At 70.8% G+C, this 22,597-nt stretch carries 20 protein-coding genes and 2 tRNA genes; 15 read left to right on the top strand and 7 right to left on the bottom strand.

The window, feature by feature from the left end; all coding sequences use genetic code 11:
* Positions 1–98: 98 nt before the first annotated feature.
* Together NGB36_RS15355 and NGB36_RS15360 are read left to right on the top strand one after the other, a co-directional pair.
* Complete coding sequence (locus NGB36_RS15355) at positions 99–653, top strand: SCO2584 family spore wall biosynthesis protein (protein ID WP_255920828.1); 555 nt, start codon at positions 99–101, stop codon at positions 651–653.
* 129 nt (positions 654–782) lie between these two features.
* Positions 783–1,928 (top strand): SCO2583 family membrane protein, encoded by a 1,146-nt coding sequence (locus tag NGB36_RS15360; RefSeq protein WP_255920829.1) that lies wholly within the window; start codon positions 783–785, stop codon positions 1,926–1,928.
* On the opposite strand, the gene NGB36_RS15365 is transcribed toward NGB36_RS15360, so the two are convergent.
* Positions 1,858–2,946 carry a M48 family metallopeptidase gene (locus tag NGB36_RS15365; RefSeq protein ID WP_255920830.1) on the bottom strand — a complete coding sequence of 363 codons (1,089 nt, stop codon included), beginning with the start codon at positions 2,944–2,946 and terminating at the stop codon, positions 1,858–1,860. The genes NGB36_RS15360 and NGB36_RS15365 overlap by 71 nt on opposite strands.
* 74 nt (positions 2,947–3,020) lie before the next feature.
* Between NGB36_RS15365 and NGB36_RS15370 the strand changes: the two genes are divergently transcribed.
* The 7 genes from NGB36_RS15370 to NGB36_RS15400 all read left to right on the top strand — a co-directional run bounded on the left by NGB36_RS15370 (position 3,021) and on the right by NGB36_RS15400 (position 7,119).
* On the top strand, positions 3,021–3,179 hold the full coding sequence (locus NGB36_RS15370) for a hypothetical protein (RefSeq protein ID WP_255920920.1): 159 nt from the start codon (positions 3,021–3,023) through the stop codon (positions 3,177–3,179).
* 82 nt (positions 3,180–3,261) lie between these two features.
* Positions 3,262–3,411, top strand: coding sequence for a hypothetical protein (locus tag NGB36_RS15375; RefSeq protein ID WP_255920831.1), 150 nt, complete (start codon positions 3,262–3,264; stop codon positions 3,409–3,411).
* Positions 3,412–3,475: 64 nt separating this feature from the next.
* A complete protein-coding gene (gene nadD / locus NGB36_RS15380; protein WP_372509449.1) occupies positions 3,476–4,123 on the top strand; it encodes a nicotinate-nucleotide adenylyltransferase in 648 nt (215 codons plus the stop codon).
* A 37-nt stretch (positions 4,124–4,160) separates the two neighbouring features.
* Positions 4,161–5,753, top strand: a complete 1,593-nt coding sequence (locus NGB36_RS15385; protein WP_255920832.1) for an LCP family protein — start codon at positions 4,161–4,163, stop codon at positions 5,751–5,753.
* A gap of 115 nt (positions 5,754–5,868) precedes the next feature.
* Positions 5,869–6,303, top strand: coding sequence for a ribosome silencing factor (rsfS, locus tag NGB36_RS15390; protein WP_255920833.1), 435 nt, complete (start codon positions 5,869–5,871; stop codon positions 6,301–6,303).
* A complete protein-coding gene (locus tag NGB36_RS15395) occupies positions 6,300–6,971 on the top strand; it encodes a histidine phosphatase family protein (RefSeq protein ID WP_255920917.1) in 672 nt (223 codons plus the stop codon). Before rsfS ends, NGB36_RS15395 begins: the two co-directional genes overlap by 4 nt.
* A gap of 75 nt (positions 6,972–7,046) precedes the next feature.
* A tRNA-Ala gene (locus NGB36_RS15400) sits at positions 7,047–7,119 on the top strand.
* A 14-nt stretch (positions 7,120–7,133) separates the two neighbouring features.
* Here NGB36_RS15400 and NGB36_RS15405 read toward each other — a convergent pair.
* Together NGB36_RS15405 and NGB36_RS15410 are read right to left on the bottom strand one after the other, a co-directional pair.
* The gene (locus tag NGB36_RS15405) at positions 7,134–7,595 is read right to left on the bottom strand and encodes an MmyB family transcriptional regulator (protein WP_255920834.1); all 462 of its coding nucleotides are present in this window, start codon (positions 7,593–7,595) and stop codon (positions 7,134–7,136) included.
* Between the two features lie 109 nt (positions 7,596–7,704).
* Positions 7,705–9,060, bottom strand: a complete 1,356-nt coding sequence (locus NGB36_RS15410) for a glycosyltransferase 87 family protein (RefSeq protein ID WP_372509450.1) — start codon at positions 9,058–9,060, stop codon at positions 7,705–7,707.
* Positions 9,061–9,255: 195 nt separating this feature from the next.
* On the opposite strand from NGB36_RS15410, the gene NGB36_RS15415 reads away from it, so the two are divergent.
* A tRNA-Ala gene (locus NGB36_RS15415) sits at positions 9,256–9,328 on the top strand.
* A 96-nt stretch (positions 9,329–9,424) separates the two neighbouring features.
* Here the strand turns inward: NGB36_RS15415 and NGB36_RS15420 are convergent.
* Complete coding sequence (locus tag NGB36_RS15420; protein ID WP_255920836.1) at positions 9,425–10,039, bottom strand: GOLPH3/VPS74 family protein; 615 nt, start codon at positions 10,037–10,039, stop codon at positions 9,425–9,427.
* A 311-nt stretch (positions 10,040–10,350) separates the two neighbouring features.
* Here NGB36_RS15420 and NGB36_RS15425 point away from each other — a divergent pair, with 311 nt between their 5' ends.
* Positions 10,351–11,832 carry an MFS transporter gene (locus NGB36_RS15425; protein WP_308288858.1) on the top strand — a complete coding sequence of 494 codons (1,482 nt, stop codon included), beginning with the start codon at positions 10,351–10,353 and terminating at the stop codon, positions 11,830–11,832.
* A gap of 38 nt (positions 11,833–11,870) precedes the next feature.
* Here NGB36_RS15425 and NGB36_RS15430 read toward each other — a convergent pair whose 3' ends face one another.
* Positions 11,871–13,940 carry a phosphocholine-specific phospholipase C gene (locus tag NGB36_RS15430; RefSeq protein ID WP_255920838.1) on the bottom strand — a complete coding sequence of 690 codons (2,070 nt, stop codon included), beginning with the start codon at positions 13,938–13,940 and terminating at the stop codon, positions 11,871–11,873.
* Between the two features lie 204 nt (positions 13,941–14,144).
* On the bottom strand, positions 14,145–14,588 hold the full coding sequence (locus tag NGB36_RS15435) for a cupredoxin domain-containing protein (protein ID WP_255920839.1): 444 nt from the start codon (positions 14,586–14,588) through the stop codon (positions 14,145–14,147).
* 171 nt (positions 14,589–14,759) lie between these two features.
* Here NGB36_RS15435 and NGB36_RS15440 point away from each other — a divergent pair, with 171 nt between their 5' ends.
* Positions 14,760–15,182: a hypothetical protein gene (locus tag NGB36_RS15440; protein WP_255920840.1), complete on the top strand. Its 423-nt coding sequence runs from the start codon at positions 14,760–14,762 to the stop codon at positions 15,180–15,182.
* Positions 15,183–15,545: 363 nt separating this feature from the next.
* Here NGB36_RS15440 and NGB36_RS15445 read toward each other — a convergent pair whose 3' ends face one another.
* Positions 15,546–16,418, bottom strand: a complete 873-nt coding sequence (locus NGB36_RS15445) for a ferredoxin (RefSeq protein ID WP_255920841.1) — start codon at positions 16,416–16,418, stop codon at positions 15,546–15,548.
* A 338-nt stretch (positions 16,419–16,756) separates the two neighbouring features.
* On the opposite strand from NGB36_RS15445, the gene NGB36_RS15450 reads away from it, so the two are divergent.
* From NGB36_RS15450 to NGB36_RS15460, 3 genes are all read left to right on the top strand, one after another.
* Positions 16,757–18,700, top strand: a complete 1,944-nt coding sequence (locus NGB36_RS15450) for a S53 family peptidase (RefSeq protein ID WP_255920842.1) — start codon at positions 16,757–16,759, stop codon at positions 18,698–18,700.
* A 200-nt stretch (positions 18,701–18,900) separates the two neighbouring features.
* On the top strand, positions 18,901–21,786 hold the full coding sequence (gene leuS / locus NGB36_RS15455) for a leucine--tRNA ligase (protein WP_255920843.1): 2,886 nt from the start codon (positions 18,901–18,903) through the stop codon (positions 21,784–21,786).
* A gap of 192 nt (positions 21,787–21,978) precedes the next feature.
* Positions 21,979–22,596 carry a hypothetical protein gene (locus NGB36_RS15460; RefSeq protein WP_255920844.1) on the top strand — a complete coding sequence of 206 codons (618 nt, stop codon included), beginning with the start codon at positions 21,979–21,981 and terminating at the stop codon, positions 22,594–22,596.
* Position 22,597: the final 1 nt, after the last annotated feature.

Below are 22,597 nucleotides of genomic sequence, written 5' to 3' on the forward strand. Positions count from 1 at the left end.
GCGCCGGCCTCCGGCCGTGGCGCGTCAAATCGTGCGGTCCGCCGCGGATTTCGCCGGCGCCCTGCCCAAGGCGCCGCCATCGGGCTTACCCTGGTGGGGTGTCTGAGGAAGTGGGCGGCACGCCGTTCCCGGACGGTGAGGACCACGGCGGCGCGGACGACGAGTTCGCATCCGTGGTCTTCGACGAGGCCTTCATACGCGCTGCCGTGATCCACGAGCCCACCGCGCACGAGCGCATGCTCGCCGCCGCCCAGGCGCGTGCGGAGGCCGATGCGGCCCGTACCCGTGTCGGCGCGGTCGACGACGAGGGCGTGGACGACGACGGCGGCCCCTACGACGGCTACCGAGCGGGCCGCCACCACTATCAGGACGACGAGGACGAGGACGACGAGGGCCGCCTCTGGCAGCGCGGCCCGCACCGCCACCGTCGCCCGTACGGCGGACACAGCCGCTGGCACCGCACCGTGGCCTGGCTGCTCGCTCTGGTCATGGGCATAGGCGTGGTCGCGCTGACCTTCGCCGCCGTCTACCGCGGGGCGGCAGGCGGCAGCCGCCAGCCCTCCCCGCCGCCCGCGAGCGGACGCGTCGACACCCCGGCCACCCCGACCGCGCACCCGTCGGTCCGCGCCGCCTCACCCGCGGCCGCCCCCTGACCTCCGGTCATACGTTCGACATACTTCTGTCATTCCCCGGCGTGCAGCCATGAGCTGTGCTGACGTGAATTCAGAAGTTGTCCCGTACCGGGACGTTTACCTGGGCCATGACAGACCTACTCTTGTCGTATGGCCGGGCGTGGAGACCCTCCGGAGGGGACACCGCAGGGCGTCCCGGGGGGTGGTGACGACGAGTACGGGTCCGTCGTATTCGACGAATCGTTCGTCCGTGCTGCCCGCATACAGGAGTACTCGGCGCGCGAGCGCATGGGCGACGCCGCACGTGCGGTCCGCACCCGGCACCCATGGTCGCGCGGCGGCGCCCAGCGGCAGGTCTTCGTCCTCCTCCTGCTGATCGTGCTGGCCTTCGGTACCGCCGTCTACATGGGCGTACGCCACCCGTACCGGCCGCCGCTGCCCCCGCAGGCCCAGCCGCTGAGGATCACCCTGATTCCGCTCGCCCCGCAGGGCCCGGTGCCCGAGGCCTCGGCCGACCCGCTCTTCACCGCCGACGGAGGCGCCCGCTACCGGGTCGGCGCCGACGGGTACACCCTGCCGCCCGCCCACGCCACCGCGGACTTCTCCGAGGGGGAGGTGCTGCAGGCGCTCACCATAGCCAAGGACTACCTCGTCGCCTCGTCCCTCGACCCGGCCGCGCTCACCGGCGGCGATGTGCGCGGGGTGCGTGAGCTGCTCAATCCCGGCCAGCTCGACCAGTTCGACCGCAGCCTCGCCCGGCCCGCCGACGACGGGCAGTACGCGGCGACCGGCTGGCTCGTGCGGTTCGACCCCGCCCGTTACGCCCTTGCCGCCCAGCAGGTGCTGGTGCAGGGCACGATGTCGGTGAGCGAGCCGAGCGCCGACGGCATCCTCGTCACCACCGACCACACGCTGGTCTACACCGTGCGGTCCGTGGTGGACGGCGCGGTCGCGGGCGCCGCGCTGGGGGCCGACCGGCCCGTGGCGACGCCCGCCTCGCACTTCACCGTCAGGCGCCAGCTGCAGCTGTACTTCACCCGCGACGATCTGCAGGGCCACGAGGCCGAGGTCCTGCAGGCCGCAGTCGAGGCCGGTCCGCTCGCGTGCACCGCCGACTCGGCCGCGTACTTCCGCCCCCTGCTCGCCGGTCAGGCCGCCGGTGCCCAGGCGGCGGGCATCGACCCGTACGACCACGGCAGGCCCGTCGCCTCCGGCTGCGGTCTGCTCAATCCCGGTCCGGTCCCGTCCCGGACTCCGTCCCCGTCCCCGGCTCGTCCGTCCCGCCCCAGCCGCTGAACCGGCCGCGCAGCCTGCCCCCAAGGTCGCCCGCACCTGACGAGAGGTCACGGATCAGCCCCATCAGCGGATCCTTGCTGCTCTTCACCGAGTCGGCGTAGTGGCCCGCGGACTCCTTGAACGACTCGTACACCGAGGCGTCCTTGTCGTCCTCGCGGCGTGGGTAATGCCCGTCCATGATGCGCTGGTAGTCACGGCTTTCCGCCCATCTCTTCAGCTCGGCGGCGCGTACCGTGGTAAACGGGTGCGTGCGGGGCAGCATGTTCATCAGCTTCAGCACGGAGTCGCGCAGATCACCGCCCGCCTCGTACTCCTGCGCCTGTTCGAGGAAGGCGTCGACATTCATCTGGTGCAGATGGTCACCGCCGGCGAGTTTCATCAGGCTGCGCAGCGACGCCTGCAGATCCTGGCCGACGAGCAGGCCGGCCCGGTCGCCCGACAGCTCCGACTTGCGGAACCACTCGCGCAGCGCGCTGACCACGGCCGAAACGGCCAGATTGCCCAGGGGTATCCACGCCACCCGGATCGCCAGGTTGGTGAGGAACAGCAGGATCGTGCGGTACACGGCGTGGCCCGACAGCGCATGGCCCGTCTCATGGCCCACCGCGGCCCGCATCTCCTCCTCGTCGAGGAGCTCCATCAGGCCCGTGGTCACCACGATCACCGGCTCGTCGAGCCCGATGCACATCGAGTTGGGCTGCGGGTCCTGGGTGACGTACAGCGGCGGGACCTTCTCCAGATCCAGGATCGAGCAGGCGTCGCACAGCATGTCGTACAGGTGAGGGAACTGCTGCTCGCTCACCCGCACCGAGTCCGAGAGGAACAGCAGCCGCAGCGAGCGCTCAGGCAGCAGCCCGCCGACGGCCTTGAGGACCGTCTGGAAACCGCTTACCTTGCGCAGCGCCACCAAGGCAGAGCGGTCCGCCGGATGTTCGTAGGCGCGCGACGACATGCCCGGGTAACGCGTGCGGGTGCGGGCGGGCACGTGCGGCTGCTCAGGTCCCTGCGGCTCGGTCATCGGCTCACGCTCCCCTGCGGTCGGTCCCACACCCCACCATAGGCCGGGCCGGCGACAGGGCTACTCTGCTTCTCATGTTCCCGATGCACCATCTCGCCGCGCTGCTCGCCGACGCCTCCGCCGACTCGCAGCAGGGCCCCGGCACGCTGCTGCGCGTCGTCATCGTCGTCGCGGTCCTGGGCGCGGCCTTTCTCGCCTGGTTCCTGCTGCGCGGCTACGGCGACAAAGACTGATCGCCCGACACGGCTACACTCCTGATCGCACAACCGACCGCAACAGAGCACTGACAGACGACCGCGAGGGGCACCGCCGATCATGACTGCCGCACGCATCCCCGCCGCCCTGGCCTCGCTCGCCGAGGGCGGGCACCACAACAGCCTCAACCCCTATCTCACGGGCGGCGGCGCGCTGTTCGCCCTGCTCCTCCTGCTGTGGATCACCACCCGCTTCAACCGGGACCGCTGAGCCGTCCGCGGCTCTTCGCCCCTCTCGGCGCCACGCGGGGCCACGCCAAGTAGGGTGTGCTCGCATGGGAGAGCAGGCAGTGCCCGTGCCCCCCTCCGCGAACGCCGACGGAGGGGTCGGGCCGGCGAGGAAACGACTCGGCGTGATGGGCGGGACATTCGATCCCATCCACCACGGCCACCTGGTCGCGGCCAGCGAGGTGGCGCACCTCTTCCGCCTCGACGAGGTGGTCTTCGTCCCGACCGGTCAGCCCTGGCAGAAGGAACACAAGCGGGTGTCCCCGGCGGAGGACCGCTATCTGATGACGGTCATCGCGACCGCGTCCAACCCGCAGTTCTCGGTCAGCCGGATCGACATCGACCGCGGCGGCCGTACATACACCATCGACACCCTGCGCGATCTGCGCGACGAGCATGGCGAGGCCGACCTGTTCTTCATCACAGGGGCCGACGCGCTCGCGCAGATCTTCTCCTGGCGCAACGCCGAGGAGCTCTTTTCACTCGCACATTTCATCGGGGTAACCCGGCCGGGACACACTCTCACCGACCCGGGCTTCCCCGAGGGGGGCGTCTCGCTCGTCGAGGTTCCGGCGCTCGCGATCTCGTCGTCGGACTGCAGGGGGCGGGTGGCCAAGGGGGAGCCGGTCTGGTACTTGGTGCCGGACGGCGTCGTGCGCTACATCAACAAGCGCAGGCTCTACCGGGACACCTGATGAGCCTGCGGCACTGAAACGATCTGGAGGGGCGCTGGTGAGCGGCGAGCAGGAGCAGTACGGGCAGGACCCCTATGCCCAGCGGTACTACCCGGCGCCCGAGGACCCGTATGCCGCCGGCGGCTACCAGCAGCAGTACCCCCATCCGCAGGTGCCGCCGCAGCAACCCTCCTACGACTCCTACGACCACGCTGCCGGCTACTACCAGGAGCAGCAGGGCCAGGGCCATGCGCACCCGCAGCAGCCCCAGCAGCAGTACGCACAGCAGCAGGTGCACGGCTACCCGGTGCCGCCTCAGTACCAGCCCCAGCCCCACCCCCAGACGGAGCCGCAGCCGCAGCCCGAGCCGCAGCCGCAGGCGGAATCGCAGGGCGGCTTCGACACCGAGATGTTCGCGTTCATCGAGGAGGAGAACGAGCAGGCCGAGGACGTCATCGACTGGCTGAAGTTCTCCGAGTCCCGCACCGAGCGGCGCGACGAACGCAAGCGGCGCGGCCGCAAGCGGGTGACGGCGCTGGTCGTGGTGCTCGTCCTCGCCGCGGTCGGCGGTGTCGGCTATCTGTGGAAGACGGGCCGGCTGCCCGGCCTCGGTGGGGCATCGGCGGCTGCGCAGGCCGCCACGGGCGCCCAGAAGCGCAACGTGATCGTGGTGAATCTGCGTCCGGTCGACAGCAACGACAGCTCCACCGCGCTGCTGGTGGACAACCAGACCACCGGCAAGGGCTCGACCGTCCTGCTGCCCAACTCTCTCACCGTCCCGACCGACACCGGCGGCACCACGACCCTGGGCAACTCGGTCATCGACCAGGGCGCGGGGCCCACTCGTGATGCGCTGAACACCCTGCTCGGCGCCAACATCCAGGGCATCTGGCGGCTCGACACCCCGTACCTGGAGATCCTCGTCGACTCGCTCGGCGACATCACCGTCGACACCGACGCCACCGTCAAGGCCGACGCGCAGGACGGGGGGAAGACCCTGGTCACCCCCGGTAAGCAGCAGGACCTCGACGGGCAGGCGGCCGTCGCGTACGCCACCTACCGCGGCCCCGGGGAGTCGGAGCAGAAGCAGCTCGCCCGCTTCGGGCAGGTGATGCAGGCGGTGCTGATGAAGATGCCCAGCGACGCGGAGAGCGCGACCAAGATCGTCGACGCCATGGGGGCGATCCTCGACCCGTCGCTCACTGACCAGCAGCTCGGCGCGAGCCTCGCGCAGCTGTCCAACCAGGTCAAGAACGGCGGCTACCAGACCGCGATGCTGCCGGTGCAGCCGAACGGCACGCTCAGCGCGCCGTCGAGCGACAGCGTGGTCAAGGACATCCTCGGCGGAGCGGTGAAGAACAGCGACCCGAGCGGGACGCCGACGGTCGCCGTCAAGAACGCCAGCGGTAACGCGGGGGCGGCGAGTTCGGCCCAGGTGGCCGTTGTCAACTCCGGCTACACCTATGTCGACGGCGGCACGGCCTCGCCCGTCCAGAGCAGGTCCCAGATCGTGTATACCGCCGACGCACAGGCGCAGACGGCGCACGAGCTCGCCAAGACCCTGGGGCTGTCCGACAACGAGGTCTCCAAGGGCCAGGGCCAGCCGAACGCCACCATCACCGTGGTCCTCGGCAGCGACTACAAGGGCTGACCGACGACAAGCGCGGCGGGGAGGACGCCGGGGCGGTGCGAGAACTGGAGGCGGGCATGTCACTGGGACATGAGACCCTTGAGGGGTACCCGTCTCCGACCGGAAAGCTTGGCTTGTGACCGCCACGGACCGCTCCATCGAGCTCATCAACGTCGCCGCTCAGGCGGCGGCCGACAAGCTCGCGCACGACATCATCGCCTACGACGTCAGCGATGTGTTGTCCATCACAGACGCGTTCCTCCTCGCCTCCGCGCCCAACGACCGGCAGGTCAAGTCCATCGTCGACGAGATCGAGGAGCGGCTCCAGAAGGAGCTCGGCGCCAAGCCGGTGCGCCGTGAGGGCGAGCGTGACGGCCGCTGGGTGCTGCTCGACTACGTCGACATCGTCGTGCACGTTCAGCACTCCGAGGAGCGCGTCTTCTACGCACTGGAGCGGCTGTGGAAGGACTGCCCGGAGATGGAGCTTCCGAAGGACGCCGTGGCCACCCGCGGCAAGGGTGCGGAGTACGCCGCAGCGCGGGCTGCCGAGGCGGACGGAGACCTGAGCTGAGCACGCAGCAGACCTCACGCAATCACGACGGCGGCCGAGGCCGCCGCGTCGTGCTGTGGCGGCACGGCCAGACCGCATGGAACCTGGAGCGCCGTTTCCAGGGCTCGACCGACATACCGCTCACGGAGACCGGCCGCGCCCAGGCACGGCGTGCCGCGCGGCTGCTCGCGGCCCTGGGGCCGCACCGGCTGATCGCCTCCGACCTGCAGCGGGCCGCCCACACGGCGGCCGAGCTGACCGCCGTCACGGGTCTGGAGCCCACGTTCTACGAGGGCCTGCGCGAGACGTACGCGGGCGCCTGGCAGGGACTGACCAGTACCGAGATCAGGGCGCGCTACGGGGACGAGTACGCGGCGTGGAAGCGCGGCGAGCCGGTCAGGCGCGGCGGGGGAGAGCTGGAGACCGAGGTGGCCGACCGCGCGGCGCCCGTCGTGCTGCGCGAGGCCGACAAGCTGCCCGACGACGGCACGCTCGTGGTCGTCAGCCACGGCGGCGCGATACGCGTCACCATCGGGCGGCTGCTCGGCCTCGAACCGCACCACTGGGAGTCGCTGGGCGGGCTGTCGAACTGCTGCTGGTCGGTGCTGGGCGAGGGCGCGAGCGGCTGGCGGCTGCTCGAACACAACGCGGGCACGCTGCCCGAGCCCGTCCTCGGCGACGACGACTGACAGCTGCTGATTTCGTATCCGGGCAGGTCACACGCTAAGCTCTCCTCGTTCCCGGCAGGAAGCGCCGGGAACGGCGGGGCTATAGCTCAGTTGGTAGAGCGCTTGCATGGCATGCAAGAGGTCAGGGGTTCAAATCCCCTTAGCTCCACACCTTCAGAAGGTTCAGACGCTGCTGCATGTTTTCGCGGCGAGTATCTGTGACACCGGCCGTGCGTGAGCGGGGCACCCCACCAACGGGTCCGCCACTGCGCGCAACCGCTCGACACGCTCCCGGGACTCCTCGTCGTTCGGCGTGTAGACGACGATCCGGTGCTCCGGCATTCCGTCGATCGTCAACGACGAAGCGGTCAGCCGCATTTCGCCGACCGAGGCGTGCTGCACCATCTTGATGCGCGGTCCCGGCGCCGCCACGTCACCGGTGGCCCACATCTGCGCGAACTGCGAACTGGCCCTGGTGAGCCGCTCGATGAAGGACTCCCAGGCCGGCTCGCCGACATGCCGCCCGTACGCGGCACGGTCGGCCAGTCGGCGGGCGGCCTGCTGGTCACCGTCACCCAGCTCGGCCGGCTCATCGGCGTCGCGACACTCGGAACGCTCTTCCTCAACCGGCTGGCCACGGAGCACTCCTCAGCGCATGCGCTGTGGGCGACATCGGTGGCGCTGACCGCGACCGCCCTGGCGGGAGCGGCGGCCGGAGTGTTCCGGCAGCGCGGCCAGGCGCGGCCGGGTGCGGTCAGGGGACCCTCGCGAAGCCGGCCTGCTCGGTTCGGGTCTGGCCCAGGATGGCGGGCCCCGCGTACGGGGTTCGCAGCGCCCGCAGCGCCTGTACCCCCGCCACCGCGAGGAAGGCGATGCCGGCCAGCGGGTAGGCGGCCGAGAGCGCCATCTGGCCCACGTTCTGGTGGAGTTCGGGGCGGCCGGGGGCGTGCGGCACGAGCCACAGCACGTACGAGCAGAACAGCAGACCGGACGCGACGGCTCCCGCCCGCCAGACGGCGCTGCGCCGCCGCAGCGCCTCCGAGGCCAGCAGCAGCACCATCGGCACGCACCACACCCAGTGATGCGACCACGACACCGGGCTCACCAGCAGTGCGGTGGCCGCGCACGCGCACGCCGCCCAGGCGCGGGCCGACGGCAGCCGGTCGCCGGCCACCGCCGCCGCGACGGCCACCGCGAGGCCGAGGACCCCGACCACGGCGGCGGTCAGCAGCCAGGAGCGGCCGGGGTCTGTGGTGTGCAGCAGACGCGCCAGCACCCCGCGTACGGACTGGTTCGCGGTGTCCTCGGCGCGGCCCACCCGGTTCGCTGCGAAGACCATCCGGGTCCAGAAGGCGTGCGAGTCGCGCGGCAGCGTGAGGGCCGCGACCGCCGCCGTACCGGCGAAGGCGGCCGCCGCCACCGAGGCGCGGCGCAGCGCCGTGTTCCACAGCGCTCCCTGACCGGTGCGCAGGCTGCGCCACGCCTGCGCCGCGCCCACCAGCGCGAGGAAGACGGCGAACAGCGCCGGGGTGAGCTTGATCCCCGCGGCGACTCCGATCCCCGTCCCGGCCCAGCGGTGGCCCGAGCGGCGGGTCAGGTCCCACAGCACGAGCACCGCGAGCAGCAGGTTGATCTGCCCGTAGCGCAGCGTCGTCCACACCGGCTCGCACCAGACCGCGACGGCGGCGACGGCGAAGGTGGCGGCGGTGCGCGGCACATGCTGCGGCCGGCCGATCAGGCGGAGCGACAGATCGACGACGACCAGCAGCAGTCCCAGGTTGACCACCGTCGCCGTGGTGCGCACGGCCGGGACGCCGATCCAGGTGAGCGGCTCGAACAGCAGGGCGGCGAACGGCGGGTACGTGGTCGGCAGATCGGCGTGGGTGGCGACCATCGCGTACAGGTCCTGCCCGGTGCGTACCGTCCACCCCTCGGCCCGGTACACCATCAGGTCGATCATGGACACGTGCGCCGCCCGCTGGGCGACCCAGAACGCCGTGAACGACGCCAGGCATGCCACGACCGCGAGCGGCGTCGCCCGGCGGGCGGCGTACCCGCGTGCGGCCGCCAGGGGCCGGCGGCGTCCGGCGGTCGGCGGCGGCGCGGTCACGGCCTGCGGCTCCCTGTCGTGTCCCGTGGTGCTCTGGAGTGCTCTGTGGTGTGTGAGCTCGGAACGCCGACAGTACCCGTTGGCGCCTGCGCTCAGCAGGCCCCGTCTTGCCCGGGAATGGATTTGGCGAAACGCCCCCGGGTCCGTGTAATGTTTACGCAGTCGCCAGGACCGAGGACTGGCGGCGACGCACCTGGGGCTATAGCTCAGCTGGTAGAGCACTTGCATGGCATGCAAGGGGTCAGGGGTTCAAATCCCCTTAGCTCCACATTTCGGGAAGGCCTCCTGGACCGGCGGAAACGCAGGTCCAGGAGGCCTTCTGCTTCGTCGTTGTCGGCCGTCGGGCCAGGTCGGCGTACCGGCGTCACCAGCCCCGCATTCGGTTGTTCGCGGCCGCCTCCTCGCGCCTGCGGACCCGTCGTTGCCGCTCGGCCGCCAGCTCTCCCACCGCCTCATCGACGGCGTCGAGCACGGTCTGCACGGCGTCGTCGGCCACGCCCGGCGAGTCTCCCGGCTGCTCGTCGCGGAGCCCGACGGACGCCGCAAGCGAGGCCAGGACGGGCTCCTCCGCTGCCCAGCGGTCCTCCGCCCGGCCGCGAGCGGACGAATCGACGACCGTAACCCGAGTGGTACGGAAGAGCAGCCAGCGGCGGCATGGCTCCCGCGTGATCTGTCCTTCCGCCTCCAGGTCGGCCAGATAGGCCACGGACAGGCCGCGGCCTCTGCGCCACAGCCACTCGGCGACCGACTCGTACGGCGTCTGCCGCACGAGCGACGTCGCGGCCTGGTCCAGCATGCGATCAGCTGTCACCGGCGGGCCGTTGGGCACGATGCGATCGCCGTCCAGTCCGACCGCCTCGGTGCCCAGGAGGTCGATCACCTCGGCTCCCGCCAGCGCCAATGACAGATCGCCTTGCTCCACAGGGCGAACGGGCGCCTTGTCCAAAGCGGTGATCAACAGGTCCCGTGCTGTGGTCATGAACGTCTCCGAGCCGCGTGTTCGGGTTCGGCGTCAGGTGCTGTGCAGCGCGTCCCGCAGCGCGGTGGTGGCCACGCGAGCGTGGCGGGCATGGGATCTCCTCGTTGAATCGAGGCGGGCCGGGGGCGGGGGGCAAGGGCGGTGCGGCGACGTCCGGTGCACTGCGACGCGAGCGGCATATGACCCGTATGTGGAAATCGTACGGGCTTTTGGGTCGCGTCGCCCCCGCGAAGGGTGTGGCGGGGCGGCCTGCGGGGGCGGATGATCGTCGCATGGGCGTGGTGTGCCGGGAGGCACCGACTACCTATCGCATGGGGACCAGCCGAGGCCGGTGGGTCATCGTCGGCGCTGTGCTCGGGTCGGGCATGGTGATGCTGGACGGGACCGTCGTGAACGTGGCGTTGCCCCGCATTGGAGCGGACCTGGGCGCGTCCATGGCGGCCCTGCAGTGGATTCTCACCGCCTACCTGGTGACGCTGTCGGGGCTGATCCTGCTCGGCGGGTCGCTCGGGGACAGATATGGCCGCCGCAGGGTGTTCCTGACCGGGGTGATCTGGTTCGCGGCGGCCTCCGCGCTGTGCGGCCTCGCACCCGGTACGGGAGTACTGATCGCGGCCCGGGCGCTCCAGGGGTTCGGCGGCGCGCTGCTGACGCCCGGCTCCCTGGCGATCATTCAGGCGACCTTCCATCCCGACGACCGGGCGGCGGCGGTCGGCGCGTGGTCGGGTCTCGGCGGTGTGGCCGGTGCGGTGGGGCCGTTGCTCGGCGGCTGGCTGGCGGGGGGCCCGGGCTGGCGGTGGGTGTTCCTGATCAACGTGCCGGTGGCATTGGTCGTGCTCGCGGTCTCGCTCCGGCGCGTCCCCGAGAGCCGGGACGAGGCCGCGACAGGGGCATTCGACCTCTGGGGCGCGGTACTTGCGGCTCTTGCGCTGGGCGGTGTCACCTACGCGCTCACCGCTGCCGGCAGCGGTCGGCTCACGGCGGCGATCTGGCTGCTGGGGATCGCCGGTCTGCTGGCGGGCGGCGTCTTCGGTGCCGTCGAGCGCCGCCGGGCCGCGCCGATGCTGCCGCCTGAGCTGTTCCGCTCGCGGCTGTTCACCGCCGTCAACGCGGTGACCGTCTGCGTCTACGGGGCCTTCGGTGGCGTCCTGCTCCTGCTGATGGTGCAGTTGCAGACCGTCGCGGGGTTCTCCCCGCTCGTGGCGGGCCTGGCCATGCTCCCTGCCACGGCGCTGCTGCTGGCGCTGTCCCCGCGAGCCGCGCGCCTCGGCGAGGCGATCGGGGCCCGCCTGCCGCTGACCGTGGGTCCGGTCGTCGCCGCCGGGGGTGTGCTGCTGATGCTGCGGATCGGCGCACACGCCTCGTACTGGCGGGACGTACTGCCCGCGACGGCCGTGCTCGGCATCGGGCTGACCATGCTCGTCGCTCCGCTGACGGCGACCGTTCTGGCATCGGTCGACGTGCGGCGGGCCGGGATCGCCAGCGGAGTCAACAACGCGGCGGCCCGGGTGGCCGGGCTGCTCGCCGTGGCCGCATTGCCTCTGGTGGTCGGCCTGTCGGGAGACGGCTACCGGGTGCCGGCGCAGGTGGACCACTCCTTCCGCGGGGCGATGGTCATCTGCGCGGCAGTGCTGGCCGCGGGCGGCGGTCTGGCATGGCTGACCGTGCGCGGTGGCCGGCCGGCACCCGAGCCGGAACACCCGGTCGCCGAACCGCAGTGCGTCTGGAGCTGCGGCGCGCCCGCCCCGCCGCTCGACCCGGGAGAGCCCTCCGCACGACAAGGTCCCCCCTGACCGCGGATGCGAGGGGGGGCCTTCTCGTGGAGTGCGCCTCAGCCGGTGGCGATCGCCGGGTCGCTGGTGCTGGGGCTGCCGGTCTCGACGTGGCCGGCGAGACGGCGGAGGAAGCCGGCGTCCTGGGCGCAGGTCACGCTCAGGTCGTACCAGCCGTGGCTGCGCCGGGTGGGCGCGGCGTGGACGACGGAGGCGCCGGGGGCGAGCCGGTACGTTGCATCGGGCGCGTTGCCGTAGGCGTCGGCGACCGTGAGCCGGGCGGGCGTGGTGGCGTGGTTGGCGAGGCGCACCTGGACCAGCGCGCCCTCCGCGTCGTGGCGGGCGCTGACCTCGGGGCCGTTGCTCGTGGCGTGGCCCTGGTACTGGCGCACGAAGCCGCCCGGCCCGTGCACCGAGAAGTCGTAGACGCCCTGGGCCTGGGACCCCGTGCTCCAGGAGTCGGAGAGCGCGCGTCCGGCGTCGGCGGTGTAGGTCCACGGTCCGCCGGCGTGGGTGGCCGAGGTGACGTGGAAGCTCGCGCCGGCCGCGCCGTGGTTGGCGAAGCCGATCGACAACTGCCCGGTGGCGGTGTCGACGCCGGCGTCGGCGGCCAGGTCGTACGGCAGGGGGCGGGCCGGGCGCAGCCCGGGTTCCTGCTTGGGCAGTACGGGATTGGCCGGAGGCGTCGGCACGTAGCTGGAGTGCCGGTTGTGGTCCGGGGGTATGTAGCCGCTGGTGTCGGGGAGCGGCGGCATGGCCGCGTCGGTGCGGGAGAAGTCGAACGCAGTGGTCAGATCCCCGCACACGGAACGGCGCCAGGCCGAGATGTTCGGCTCATGGACCCCGAAACGGCGCTCGATGAACCGGACGATCGAGGTGTGGTCGAAGACTTCCGAGCAGACCCAACCGCCCTTGCTCCAGGGGGAGACGACGAGCATCGGCACGCGCTGGCCGAGGCCGTACGGGCCCGCCGCATAGCTGCTCGACCCCGAGGGGGTGTAGTGCTCCCCGGTGGTGTCCGCGGTCGACTGCCCCTGGTCGGGGGAGGCCGGGGCGTATGGCGGGACGACGTGGTCGAAGAAGCCGTCGTTCTCGTCGTAGGTGAGCAGCAGCGCGGTCCTGCTCCACACCTCCGGGTCGGCGGTGAGCGCGTCGAGGACCTGGGAGACGTACCAGGCGCCGTAGTTGACCGGCCAGTTGGGGTGCTCGGTGAAGGCCTCGGGGGCCACGATCCAGGAGACCTGCGGAAGCCGTCCGGCCTGCACGTCGGCCTTGAGGATCTCGAAGAAGCTGTCGCCGTTCTTGGCGTCGGTGCCGGTGCGGGCCTTGTCGTAGAGCGGGGTGCCGGGGGCGGCGTTGCGGTACTGGTCGAAGTAGAGCAACGAGTTGTCGCCGTAGTTGCCCCGATACGCGTCCTCGATCCAGCCCCAGCCGCCGGCCGCGTCGAGGCCGTCGCCGATGTCCTGGTAGATCTTCCACGAGATCCCGGCCGCTTCGAGCCGTTCGGGGTAGGTCGTCCAGGAGTAGCCGGCCTCGGCGTTGTCGATGACCGGTCCGCCGCCCTTGCCGTCGTTGCCGACGTAACCGGTCCACATGTAGTAGCGGTTCGGGTCCGTGGGACCGAGCAGCGAGCAGTGGTAGGCGTCGCAGATGGTGAACGCGTCGGCGAGGGCGTAGTGGAACGGGATGTCGTCCCGCGTCAGATACGCCATCGTTGTAGCGGTCTTGGCCGGCACCCACTGGTCGTAGCGGCCCTGGTTCCAGGCGGAGTGGCCGCTGTTCCAGTCGTGGGCGAGGTCTTCGAGGAAGGTGAGCCCGAGGTTGGTGGTGTCGGGCCGGAACGGCAGGACGTCCTTGGTGCCGTCGGACTGGTACCAGACCGGCTTGCCGCTGGGGAGGGTCACCGGCCGCGGGTCGCCGAATCCGCGTACCCCGCGCAGCGTGCCGAAGTAGTGGTCGAACGAACGATTTTCCTGCATCAGGACGACGATGTGTTCCACATCGCGCAGACTTCCCGTACGCCGGTTGGCGGGAATCTCCGCGGCGCGCGCAATACTCGCCGACAGCGCGGACATGGCGGCGGTGCCGCCGGCGAGTTGCATGAATCTTCGACGGTTGATGCCGGTCATGAAGGGTTCGCCTCCTGGGTCGCCCGAGATCGCTGATCGCTCCGATGCGGCGGGACAGTCTGGGCAGGTTTGACGGAATGCCCCGCCATGGTTGAGTGACGCTGCGGTGAAGCCTGGGCCAACCGTAGTGGCGGCAAACATGGTTGGCGGCCGCGTTCGGTGTGAACGCGGCCGCCGGAGTGGACGGCAAGGGCGGTCTGCAGGTCACTTCACGGTGACGGTCCCGTGCATCCAGTTGTGGAAAGTGCAGACATAGCGGTATGTGCCGGCCTTGGTGAAGGTGTAGCTGTAGGAGGCGCCTTTATTGAGTGTCGGCGAGTGCAGCGGACCGGAGCCACTGCTGGTCACGTTGTGCGCGACCGGATCGGTGTTGGTCCAGGTGACCGTCGTACCGGCGCGGACGGTGAGGTTGGCGGGCGAGAACTTCAGGCCCGCGATGGTCACCTTCTGTGAGGTGGCGGCCGGTGCCTGAGGTGAAGTTGCCACAGCGGCCGCAGTGTTCGGGTGAGCGGCGAGCGCCGCCGCTCCCATCGGGCTCCACGCACCGAGGGCCGAGATCCCCAGGGCGGCGGTGGCAGCCACCAGTATCTTCGCGACAGGGCGCCGCGGCGGATCGCCACCGGCGCGCGGACCTGAACAGAGTGTCATGATCTCCACCCATCCGACCCGCCAGATGCGGGTCTGATCACGGCGACCCGCCTGATGCGGGTCGCGCATTCAGGTACAAACCAGGATACTCGCAGATGATCAGTCAGCTGATCGGTCGGATGCCCGAGCAAGCGGTCGGTCAAATGGCCGGTCCCATGGACGGTGAACGGCATGGCTGCGACGTGCTCTGTGCGGCTGCTGCGGTGGGTGACCGTGGCGGGTCTCGTTGTGGACGCCTACGTGCACGCGCACCTCGCCGGCGCCTACGACCCCGTCAGGGCGACGGTCAGCCAGGGAACGCTCTTCCGAGCCGAGGCTGCGGCCGCCGCACTCGCGGCGCTCCTGCTGGTGGTGGCCGGCAGGCGGCGGCTGGTGTGGGCGTATGCGCTGGTGGTCTCCGCCGCGGGTCTCGCCGCCGTGTTGCTCTACCGGTACGTGGACGTCGGCGCGTGGGGGCCCTTCCCCAACATGTACGAACCGGCGTGGTTCACCGAGAAGACGGTGTCGGCGGTGGGTGAGGCGGTGAGCACCGTGGGCGCGGCCCTCGGTCTTCTGGTCCTCCCCCGCTCCCGTCGTGGCTCACCGCAGCTGTGACAGGAGATCCGGCCTGTGCTCGTCCTCGCCGCGTCGGCGTGCCGGATACCGGCGCCTGCCCGAGCTGAACGCGCGGCGTGCCCGGCGCACGGCGGCGGTTGAGTGGCGAGGTGGAGCTCGTAGCGCCAGGGCGGCTGGCCGCCGTGGCGTACGGACATCGCGTGAGCGAATGACACCGCATCACGGTCGATGTACTGGTCGACGTGCTCGAACCACGCCATGCTGCTGCGCGCCGCCGCCTGCAGCGGGTGCAGATCCGCACGTCGCAGGCGGTCGTACCCCTGCAGGGCCACCTCCAAGTCCTGGTGCTCGCGCAGGGCCTCGGCGAGTGCGATGGCGTCGAGCACGGCCAGCCGGGAGCCCTCACGGACGCTCCAGCCGAAGCGCCATCGCCGGGCAGCGGCGCACCGCCCGGCGGGCGCGGTCACCCAGGTGGCGGGGGAGCGGCGCGGCGGAGGACACGGGGTAGCCGTCGGCGTCGAGTCGTACGATCTCGGGCAGCAGATCGGCGCAGAGGCCGTGGCCCTCGCAGAGTGTCCGGTCCACCGTGAGCCGGTCGCCGCTCGGCCCGGGCGAGAGCAGCTTCGGAGCCTGCAGGACCGGCTGCGTCGCGGGACGCGGCCGCCGCCGTCGCCCGAGGGGCGAGGCGAGCCGTGCGACCAGCGCGCCGCCCACGGCGAGCAGGCAGACGGCGTAGGAGGCGACCACCCAACTCGCTGCCGGACGGCCTGCCTTGAGCCCGTGCGTTATCGCCGCGAACCATGAGGGGTAGGCGCACACGTGCAGTACGCGCCACCACGGCGCGCGCCCGCGCCCGCGCCCGGCGAAGGCGCTGCGCAACGCGCCCGTGGCGAGGGCGAGGACGAGCAGGTAGCCGGCGAGCGTCCCGAGCCCGATGAGCAGTGCATGCCCTCGCGCGCCGTACGGAACGTACGGAACGAGGGATTCTATGAGCCTCACATGACGCTCGGCGACCTTGACCGCGATGTGCAGGAGGAGGAATCCGAATGCCGTCACCCCGGTCGCCCGGTGCACGGCCTGGGCCGCCAGTCGCCGACGTGAGCCGAGCACAACCGTGTCCGTACTGATCAAGCCCCATGCGACGGTTGCGGTGAGCGCCACCAGAGTGAGCACACCCGCGTAGTAGTCGAGAAAGGCGCGCAGCGCCGACGCGGAGGCGCGGGCCGTGACGCCGATGACGGCGGCGGTCGCGACGACGACGCCTGCCGTCGCCAATGGCCTGCCGCCGCGGGGTAATCGGGGCCCCCGGGACGGCCCGCGGGATGACGGACGGCGGCGTCTACGGGAAGTCGAGCGATGAGAGCGAGCGGGCATGGCGTCTCCAAGCCGGTGAGAGGTGCAGGGGGGAGGGATTCGGCCGACCGACGCTGAGGCGCCCATGAAACCGCCCAACTCTCGGCGCATTGCAAGCACTTGACAATCTCTTTACTTGATCATTCCCCTGACGTGAACAGTTCAGCGGAAGAGTTCCGCTTCGTGGCTCGCCTTTCGCCGTTATCCGGTGAACCGACCTCGAACCACATCGTGCGACGATTCGTTTCGCAGGGGGTTTCATGAAGCGTTCCCGTTCCAGAACCCGCGCCGGACTGGCGGCGGCGGCGACACTGCCGCTGGTAGCCGGTGCGCTCGCGCTGGGCATACCCAACGCCCAGGCCGACGCCCACCCTCGGCAGGCGCTGGCCAACACCAAGCCGCAATGGGCCACCGCCCAGGCCGATAAGGGTGCGGCGCCGGCATCGACCGCGGTCGATGCCCGTGTCTACCTCGCGGGCCGGAATGCCAAGGGCCTTGCCGCATACGCCCAGGCCGTCTCCGACCCGCATTCCGCGAGTTACGGAAAATACCTGACGCCGCAACAGGCGCAGGCCCGCTTCGGCGTGACCAAGCAGCAGACCGACGAGGTCACCTCCTGGCTGAAGTCCGCGGGCCTGACGGTGACGGGCGTGAACGAGCACTACATCTCGGTCAGCGGTGACCAGGCCGCCGTCGAGAAGGCGTTCAACACCCAACTACACAACTACACCAAGGGCGGCCACGTCTATCACGCGCCGTCGAGCACCCCGTCCGTCCCGGCATCGCTGGGCGGCGCCGTGCTCACTGTCACCGGCCTGGACAACGCCCCGCAGCAGGTCAGGCACGACGACACGCTTCCCCCGCCGTCCGCGGTCTTCAAGAACTCCGGGCCGTACTCCACGTACTACGGGTCCACCATTGCCAAGAACTTGCCGTCGGCGTTCGGCGGCAAGGCCCCCTACGTCATCAAGGGCTACACCGGCAAGGACCTGCGCGCCGCCTACGGTGCGGGGAAGTGGACCGGCAAAGGCGTCACCGTCGCGATCACCGACGCGTACGCCTCGCCGACCATCGCCCAGGACGCCTCCGAGTACGCGGCACGCAACGGCGACGCCTCGTACAAGCCGGGACAGCTGACCCAGGTGCTGCCCAGCGCCTACAACAGCGTCAGCCAGTGCCAGGCGGCCGGCTGGTACGGCGAGGAGACTCTCGACGTCGAGGCCGTGCACGCGGTCGCCCCCGGCGCCGGCATCACCTACGTCGGCTCGGCGTCCTGCAACGACAACGACCTGATCGACGCCCTCACCAAGGTCGTCGACAACCACCTCGCCGACATCGTCTCCAACTCCTGGGGCGACGTGGAGTCCAACGAGACGCCGGACATCGCCGCCGCCTACGACCAGGTCTTCCAGCAGGGCGCGGTGGAGGGCATCGGCTTCTACTTCTCCTCCGGCGACGACGGCGACAACGTCGCGGCCACCGGCACCAAGCAGGCCGACACCCCGGGCAACTCGCCGTGGGCCACCTCCGTCGGCGGCACCTCGCTCGCCCTCGGCAAGAACGACACGTACGAGTGGGAGACCGGCTGGGGCACCCAGAAGTCCCTGCTGTCGAAGGACGGCACGTCCTGGACGGGCTTCCCCGGCCCCTTCACCTCGGGCGCGGGCGGCGGTACGAGCACGATGTACGCGCAGCCGTTCTACCAGCGCGGGGTCGTCCCGGACGCGCTCTCCAAGGCGAACGGCGCGACCGCGATGCGCGTGCAGCCCGATATCGCCGCGGTCGCCGACCCGAACACCGGCTTCCTCGTCGGACAGACCCAGACCGACCCGGACGGCAAGCAGCGCTACAGCGAGTACCGCATCGGCGGCACCTCGCTCGCCGCGCCCACCATCGCCGCCATCCAGGCGGACGCCCAGCAGGCGCAGCACGGTGTGCCGATCGGCTTCGCCAACCCGGCGATCTACGAGCGGTACGGCACGCCCGCGTACCACGACGTGACCGACCACCCGCTGGGCCAGGGCCAGGGCATCGCCGAGGTCCGGGTGGACTACGCCAATGGCTACGACGCCGCGGGCGGCTTGATCACCTCGCTGCGCACGCTCGGCACGGACAGCTCACTGCACGCCACCGTGGGCTATGACGACGTGACCGGCGTCGGCAGCCCGGGCGCGGGGTACGTCACCTCGTATGCACGCCGCTGACCGAAACGGTCCCGAGGGGGTCCGGCCGCAGAATGGGGCCGGACCCCTTCCCGCGTCCTGGTACCCTGACCCCATGCGTGCCGTACGCCTTCTCCTTGCGCGGCCGCGCTGATCGCACCCAGTCGGCGCGGCGTCCCCTCCTGTGCGAGGGGATTTTTCATTTGGACATGCATGTGGACATCGATGGAGCTTCGAGGGACATGAGCGAGACCACCCCCGCCGCAGAGGCGGCCGCGCCTCATAGGTACACGGCCCAGCTGGCCGCCGGCATCGAGGCGCGCTGGCAGGAGCTCTGGGAGCGCGAGGGCACCTTCGACGCGCCCAACCCGGGTGGCGGCGAGCTCGGCGGCCCGGCCGAGGTCACGAACCGGCCCAAGAAGTACATCATGGACATGTTCCCGTACCCTTCCGGTGCGGGGCTCCACGTCGGCCACCCGCTGGGCTACATCGCCACCGACGTCTATGCCCGCTACCAGCGCATGACCGGCCACAACGTGCTGCACACCCTGGGCTTCGACGCCTTCGGCCTGCCCGCCGAGCAGTACGCCGTCCAGACCGGCACCCACCCGCGCGTCACCACCGAGGCGAACATCGTCACCATGCAGCGCCAGCTGCGCCGCCTGGGCCTGGGCCACGACCGGCGTCGCTCCTTCGCGACGATCGACCCGGACTACTACAAGTGGACCCAGTGGATCTTCCTGCAGATCTTCAACTCCTGGTACGACCCGGAGGCGAAGAAGGCGCGCCCCATCGACGAGCTCGTCGAGCAGTTCGCGTCCGGCGCGCGCCCGACCCCCGACGGCAGGCCCTGGCAGGAGATGACCGCTGCCGAGCGCGCCGACCTGCTGGGCGAGTACCGGCTGGCGTACGCCTGCGACTCGCCCGTCAACTGGTGCCCGGGGCTGGGCACCGTGCTGGCCAACGAGGAGGTCACCGCCGACGGCCGCTCCGAGCGCGGCAACTTCCCCGTCTTCAAGGCGAACCTGCGCCAGTGGATGATGCGCATCACCGCCTACGCCGACCGCCTGCTGGACGACCTGGACGCGCTGGACTGGCCCGAGGCGATCAAGCTGCAGCAGCGCAACTGGATCGGGCGGAGCGAGGGCGCGCGCGTCGACTTCCCGATCCACTACGGCGGCGAGGCCGACGGCGATGCGAAGATCACCATCTTCACCACCCGCCAGGACACCCTGTTCGGCGCCACCTACATGGTGCTGGCTCCGGAGCACGACCTGGTCGAGAAGATCGTTCCGGCGGCCTGGCCCGAGGGCACCCACGAGGTGTGGACCGGAGGGCACGCCACGCCGGCCGAGGCGGTCGCCGAGTACCGCAAACAGGCCGCGGCCAAGTCCGACGTCGAGCGGCAGGCCGAGGCGAAGGAGAAGACGGGCGTCTTCACCGGCGCGTACGCGGTCAACCCGGTGAGCGGCGAGCCCGTCCCGGTCTTCATCGCCGACTACGTCCTGATGGGGTACGGCACCGGCGCGATCATGGCCGTCCCGGCGCACGACAGCCGTGACTTCGCCTTCGCGCGCGCCTTCGAGCTGCCGATGCGCTGCGTCGTCGAGCCCAACGACGGGCGCGGCACGGACCCGGCGCAGTGGGACGACGCCTTCGTCTCGTACGACGCGGCGATCGTCAACTCCACCGGCAACGGCGTGTCGCTCGACGGGCTGAGCGTCGTCGACGCCAAGGCCAGGATCACCGAGTGGCTGAGCGAGCGCGGTATCGGCGAGGGCACCGTCAACTTCCGGCTGCGCGACTGGCTGTTCAGCCGCCAGCGCTACTGGGGCGAGCCCTTCCCGATCGTCTACGACGAGGACGGCGTCGCCCATGCACTGCCCGCATCGATGCTGCCCGTCGAACTCCCCGAGGTCGACGACTACTCGCCGCGCACCTTCGACCCCAACGACGCGGACACCTCTCCGGAGACCCCGCTCTCCCGCAACGAGAAGTGGGTCAACGTCCGGCTCGACCTGGGTGACGGTCCGAAGACGTACCGCCGCGAGACCAACACCATGCCCAACTGGGCCGGTTCGTGCTGGTACGAGCTGCGCTACCTGGACCCGCACAACAGCGAGCGCCTCGTCGACCCGGAGGTCGAGCGCTACTGGATGGGCCCGCGCGAGGGACAGCCCGCCGGTGGTGTCGACCTGTACGTGGGCGGCGCCGAGCACGCCGTTCTGCACCTGCTGTACGCGCGTTTCTGGCACAAGGTGCTGTACGACCTGGGCCACATCTCGTCGTTCGAGCCGTTCCACAAGCTCTTCAACCAGGGCATGATCACCGCGTACGTCTACCGCGACGCGCGCGGCTTCCCGGTGCCGGCCGCCGAGGTCGAGGAGATCGACGGGCAGCTGGTCTTCAACGGCGAGCCGGTCACCCGCGAGGCGGGCAAGATGGGCAAGTCGCTGAAGAACACGGTGACCCCGGACGAGATCTGCGCCGACTACGGCGCCGACACGCTGCGCCTGTACGAGATGGCGATGGGTCCGCTGGATGTGTCGCGGCCCTGGGAGACGCGTGCCGTCATCGGCTCGTACCGCTTCCTGCAGCGGCTGTGGCGCAACGTGGTGGACGAGGCGACCGGCGAGGTCACCGTCGTCGACGAGGAGCCGGACGAGCAGACGTTGCGGGCGCTGCACAAGGCGATCGACGGGATCCGCGGCGACATGGAGGCGCTGCGCTTCAACACCGCCATCGCCAAGGCGACCGAGCTGAACAACCACGTCACCAAGTTGGAGCGGGTGCCGCGGTCGGTTGCCGAGCAGATGGTGCTGCTGATCGCGCCGCTGGCCCCGCACATCGCCGAGGAGCTGTGGCACAGGCTGGGACACGAGCAGCCGCTGGCGTACGAGCCGTACCCGGTGGCCGACCCGGAGCTGGTGCAGGACGAGACGGTCACCTGCGTCGTGCAGGTCAAGGGCAAGGTGCGGGCGCGGATCGAGGTGCCGCCGGCGATCTCCGAGGGCGAGCTGGAGAAGCTGGCCGTGGAGAACGAGGCGGTCGTGGCGGCACTGGGGGGCGCCGGCATCCGCAAGGTGATCGTCCGGGCGCCGAAGCTGGTCAATATCGTGCCCGCATGATCGAGGGCTGCTCGCGAACCGGTTGCAAGCTGATCGAGCCCTGATCGCGCGCCGATCAGGGCTCGAGCGAACCCATCCCGTAGGGGCTGCGTCGGGGCCGGCCCAGGGTTCCACTGGAACCCTGGGCCGGCCCCGAGCGTCTACCGTGGAGTCACCGGAAGTGGCCGGGGACGGCGGGGAAGGGGAGCGCCCATGGAGGCCGTGCTGAGCGTGATCGCGCTGATGTTCGTGCTGTTTGTGGCGGCGGGGCTGGTGGTGGCCGTCAAGACGGTACGGGCCGTGCGGCGCGGCGTGGAGCGCACCGGGACGCAGGCGCGCCGGGTGGTCGAGGAGACCGCGCTCAAGGCGAAGGTCTACACACAGGCCGGTCCCGCGGGGGAGTTGGCCTCGCTGCGCCTGGGCCTGCGCACCTGCATGGTCGGCACCCGCCAGGCGCTGGAGGCCGGGGTGGCGAGCGACCCGTCGCTGAAGGAAGCGCTGGGCCTGCTCGACCGGCTGCGGGCCCACGCCCACGCGCTCGACGACGAGCTGAAGCTGCTCGAGCGCGAACCGGACCGGGGACGCGTCGAGGTGCGGCTGCCGGAACTGCGGGAACGCACCCAGAGGGTCACCCACTCGGCGGACTCGCTGCGGTGGGCGGCGCAGGACCGTGCACGGCAGTTCGCCGACGACGAGCTGGCGGCGCTCGGCCGGGAGATCGAGATCGAGGCGGGCGCACTGCGGCACTGGGTACCACAGGGCGTCACCGAGCCGCAGGACGCGGCCGCACAGGCCGAGCTCGGCAGCCGCGATCGCCGCAACGCCCGCTGAC

It is taken from the genome of Streptomyces humicola (genome assembly GCF_024436035.1).
GTDB lineage: Bacteria > Actinomycetota > Actinomycetes > Streptomycetales > Streptomycetaceae > Streptantibioticus_B > Streptantibioticus_B humicola.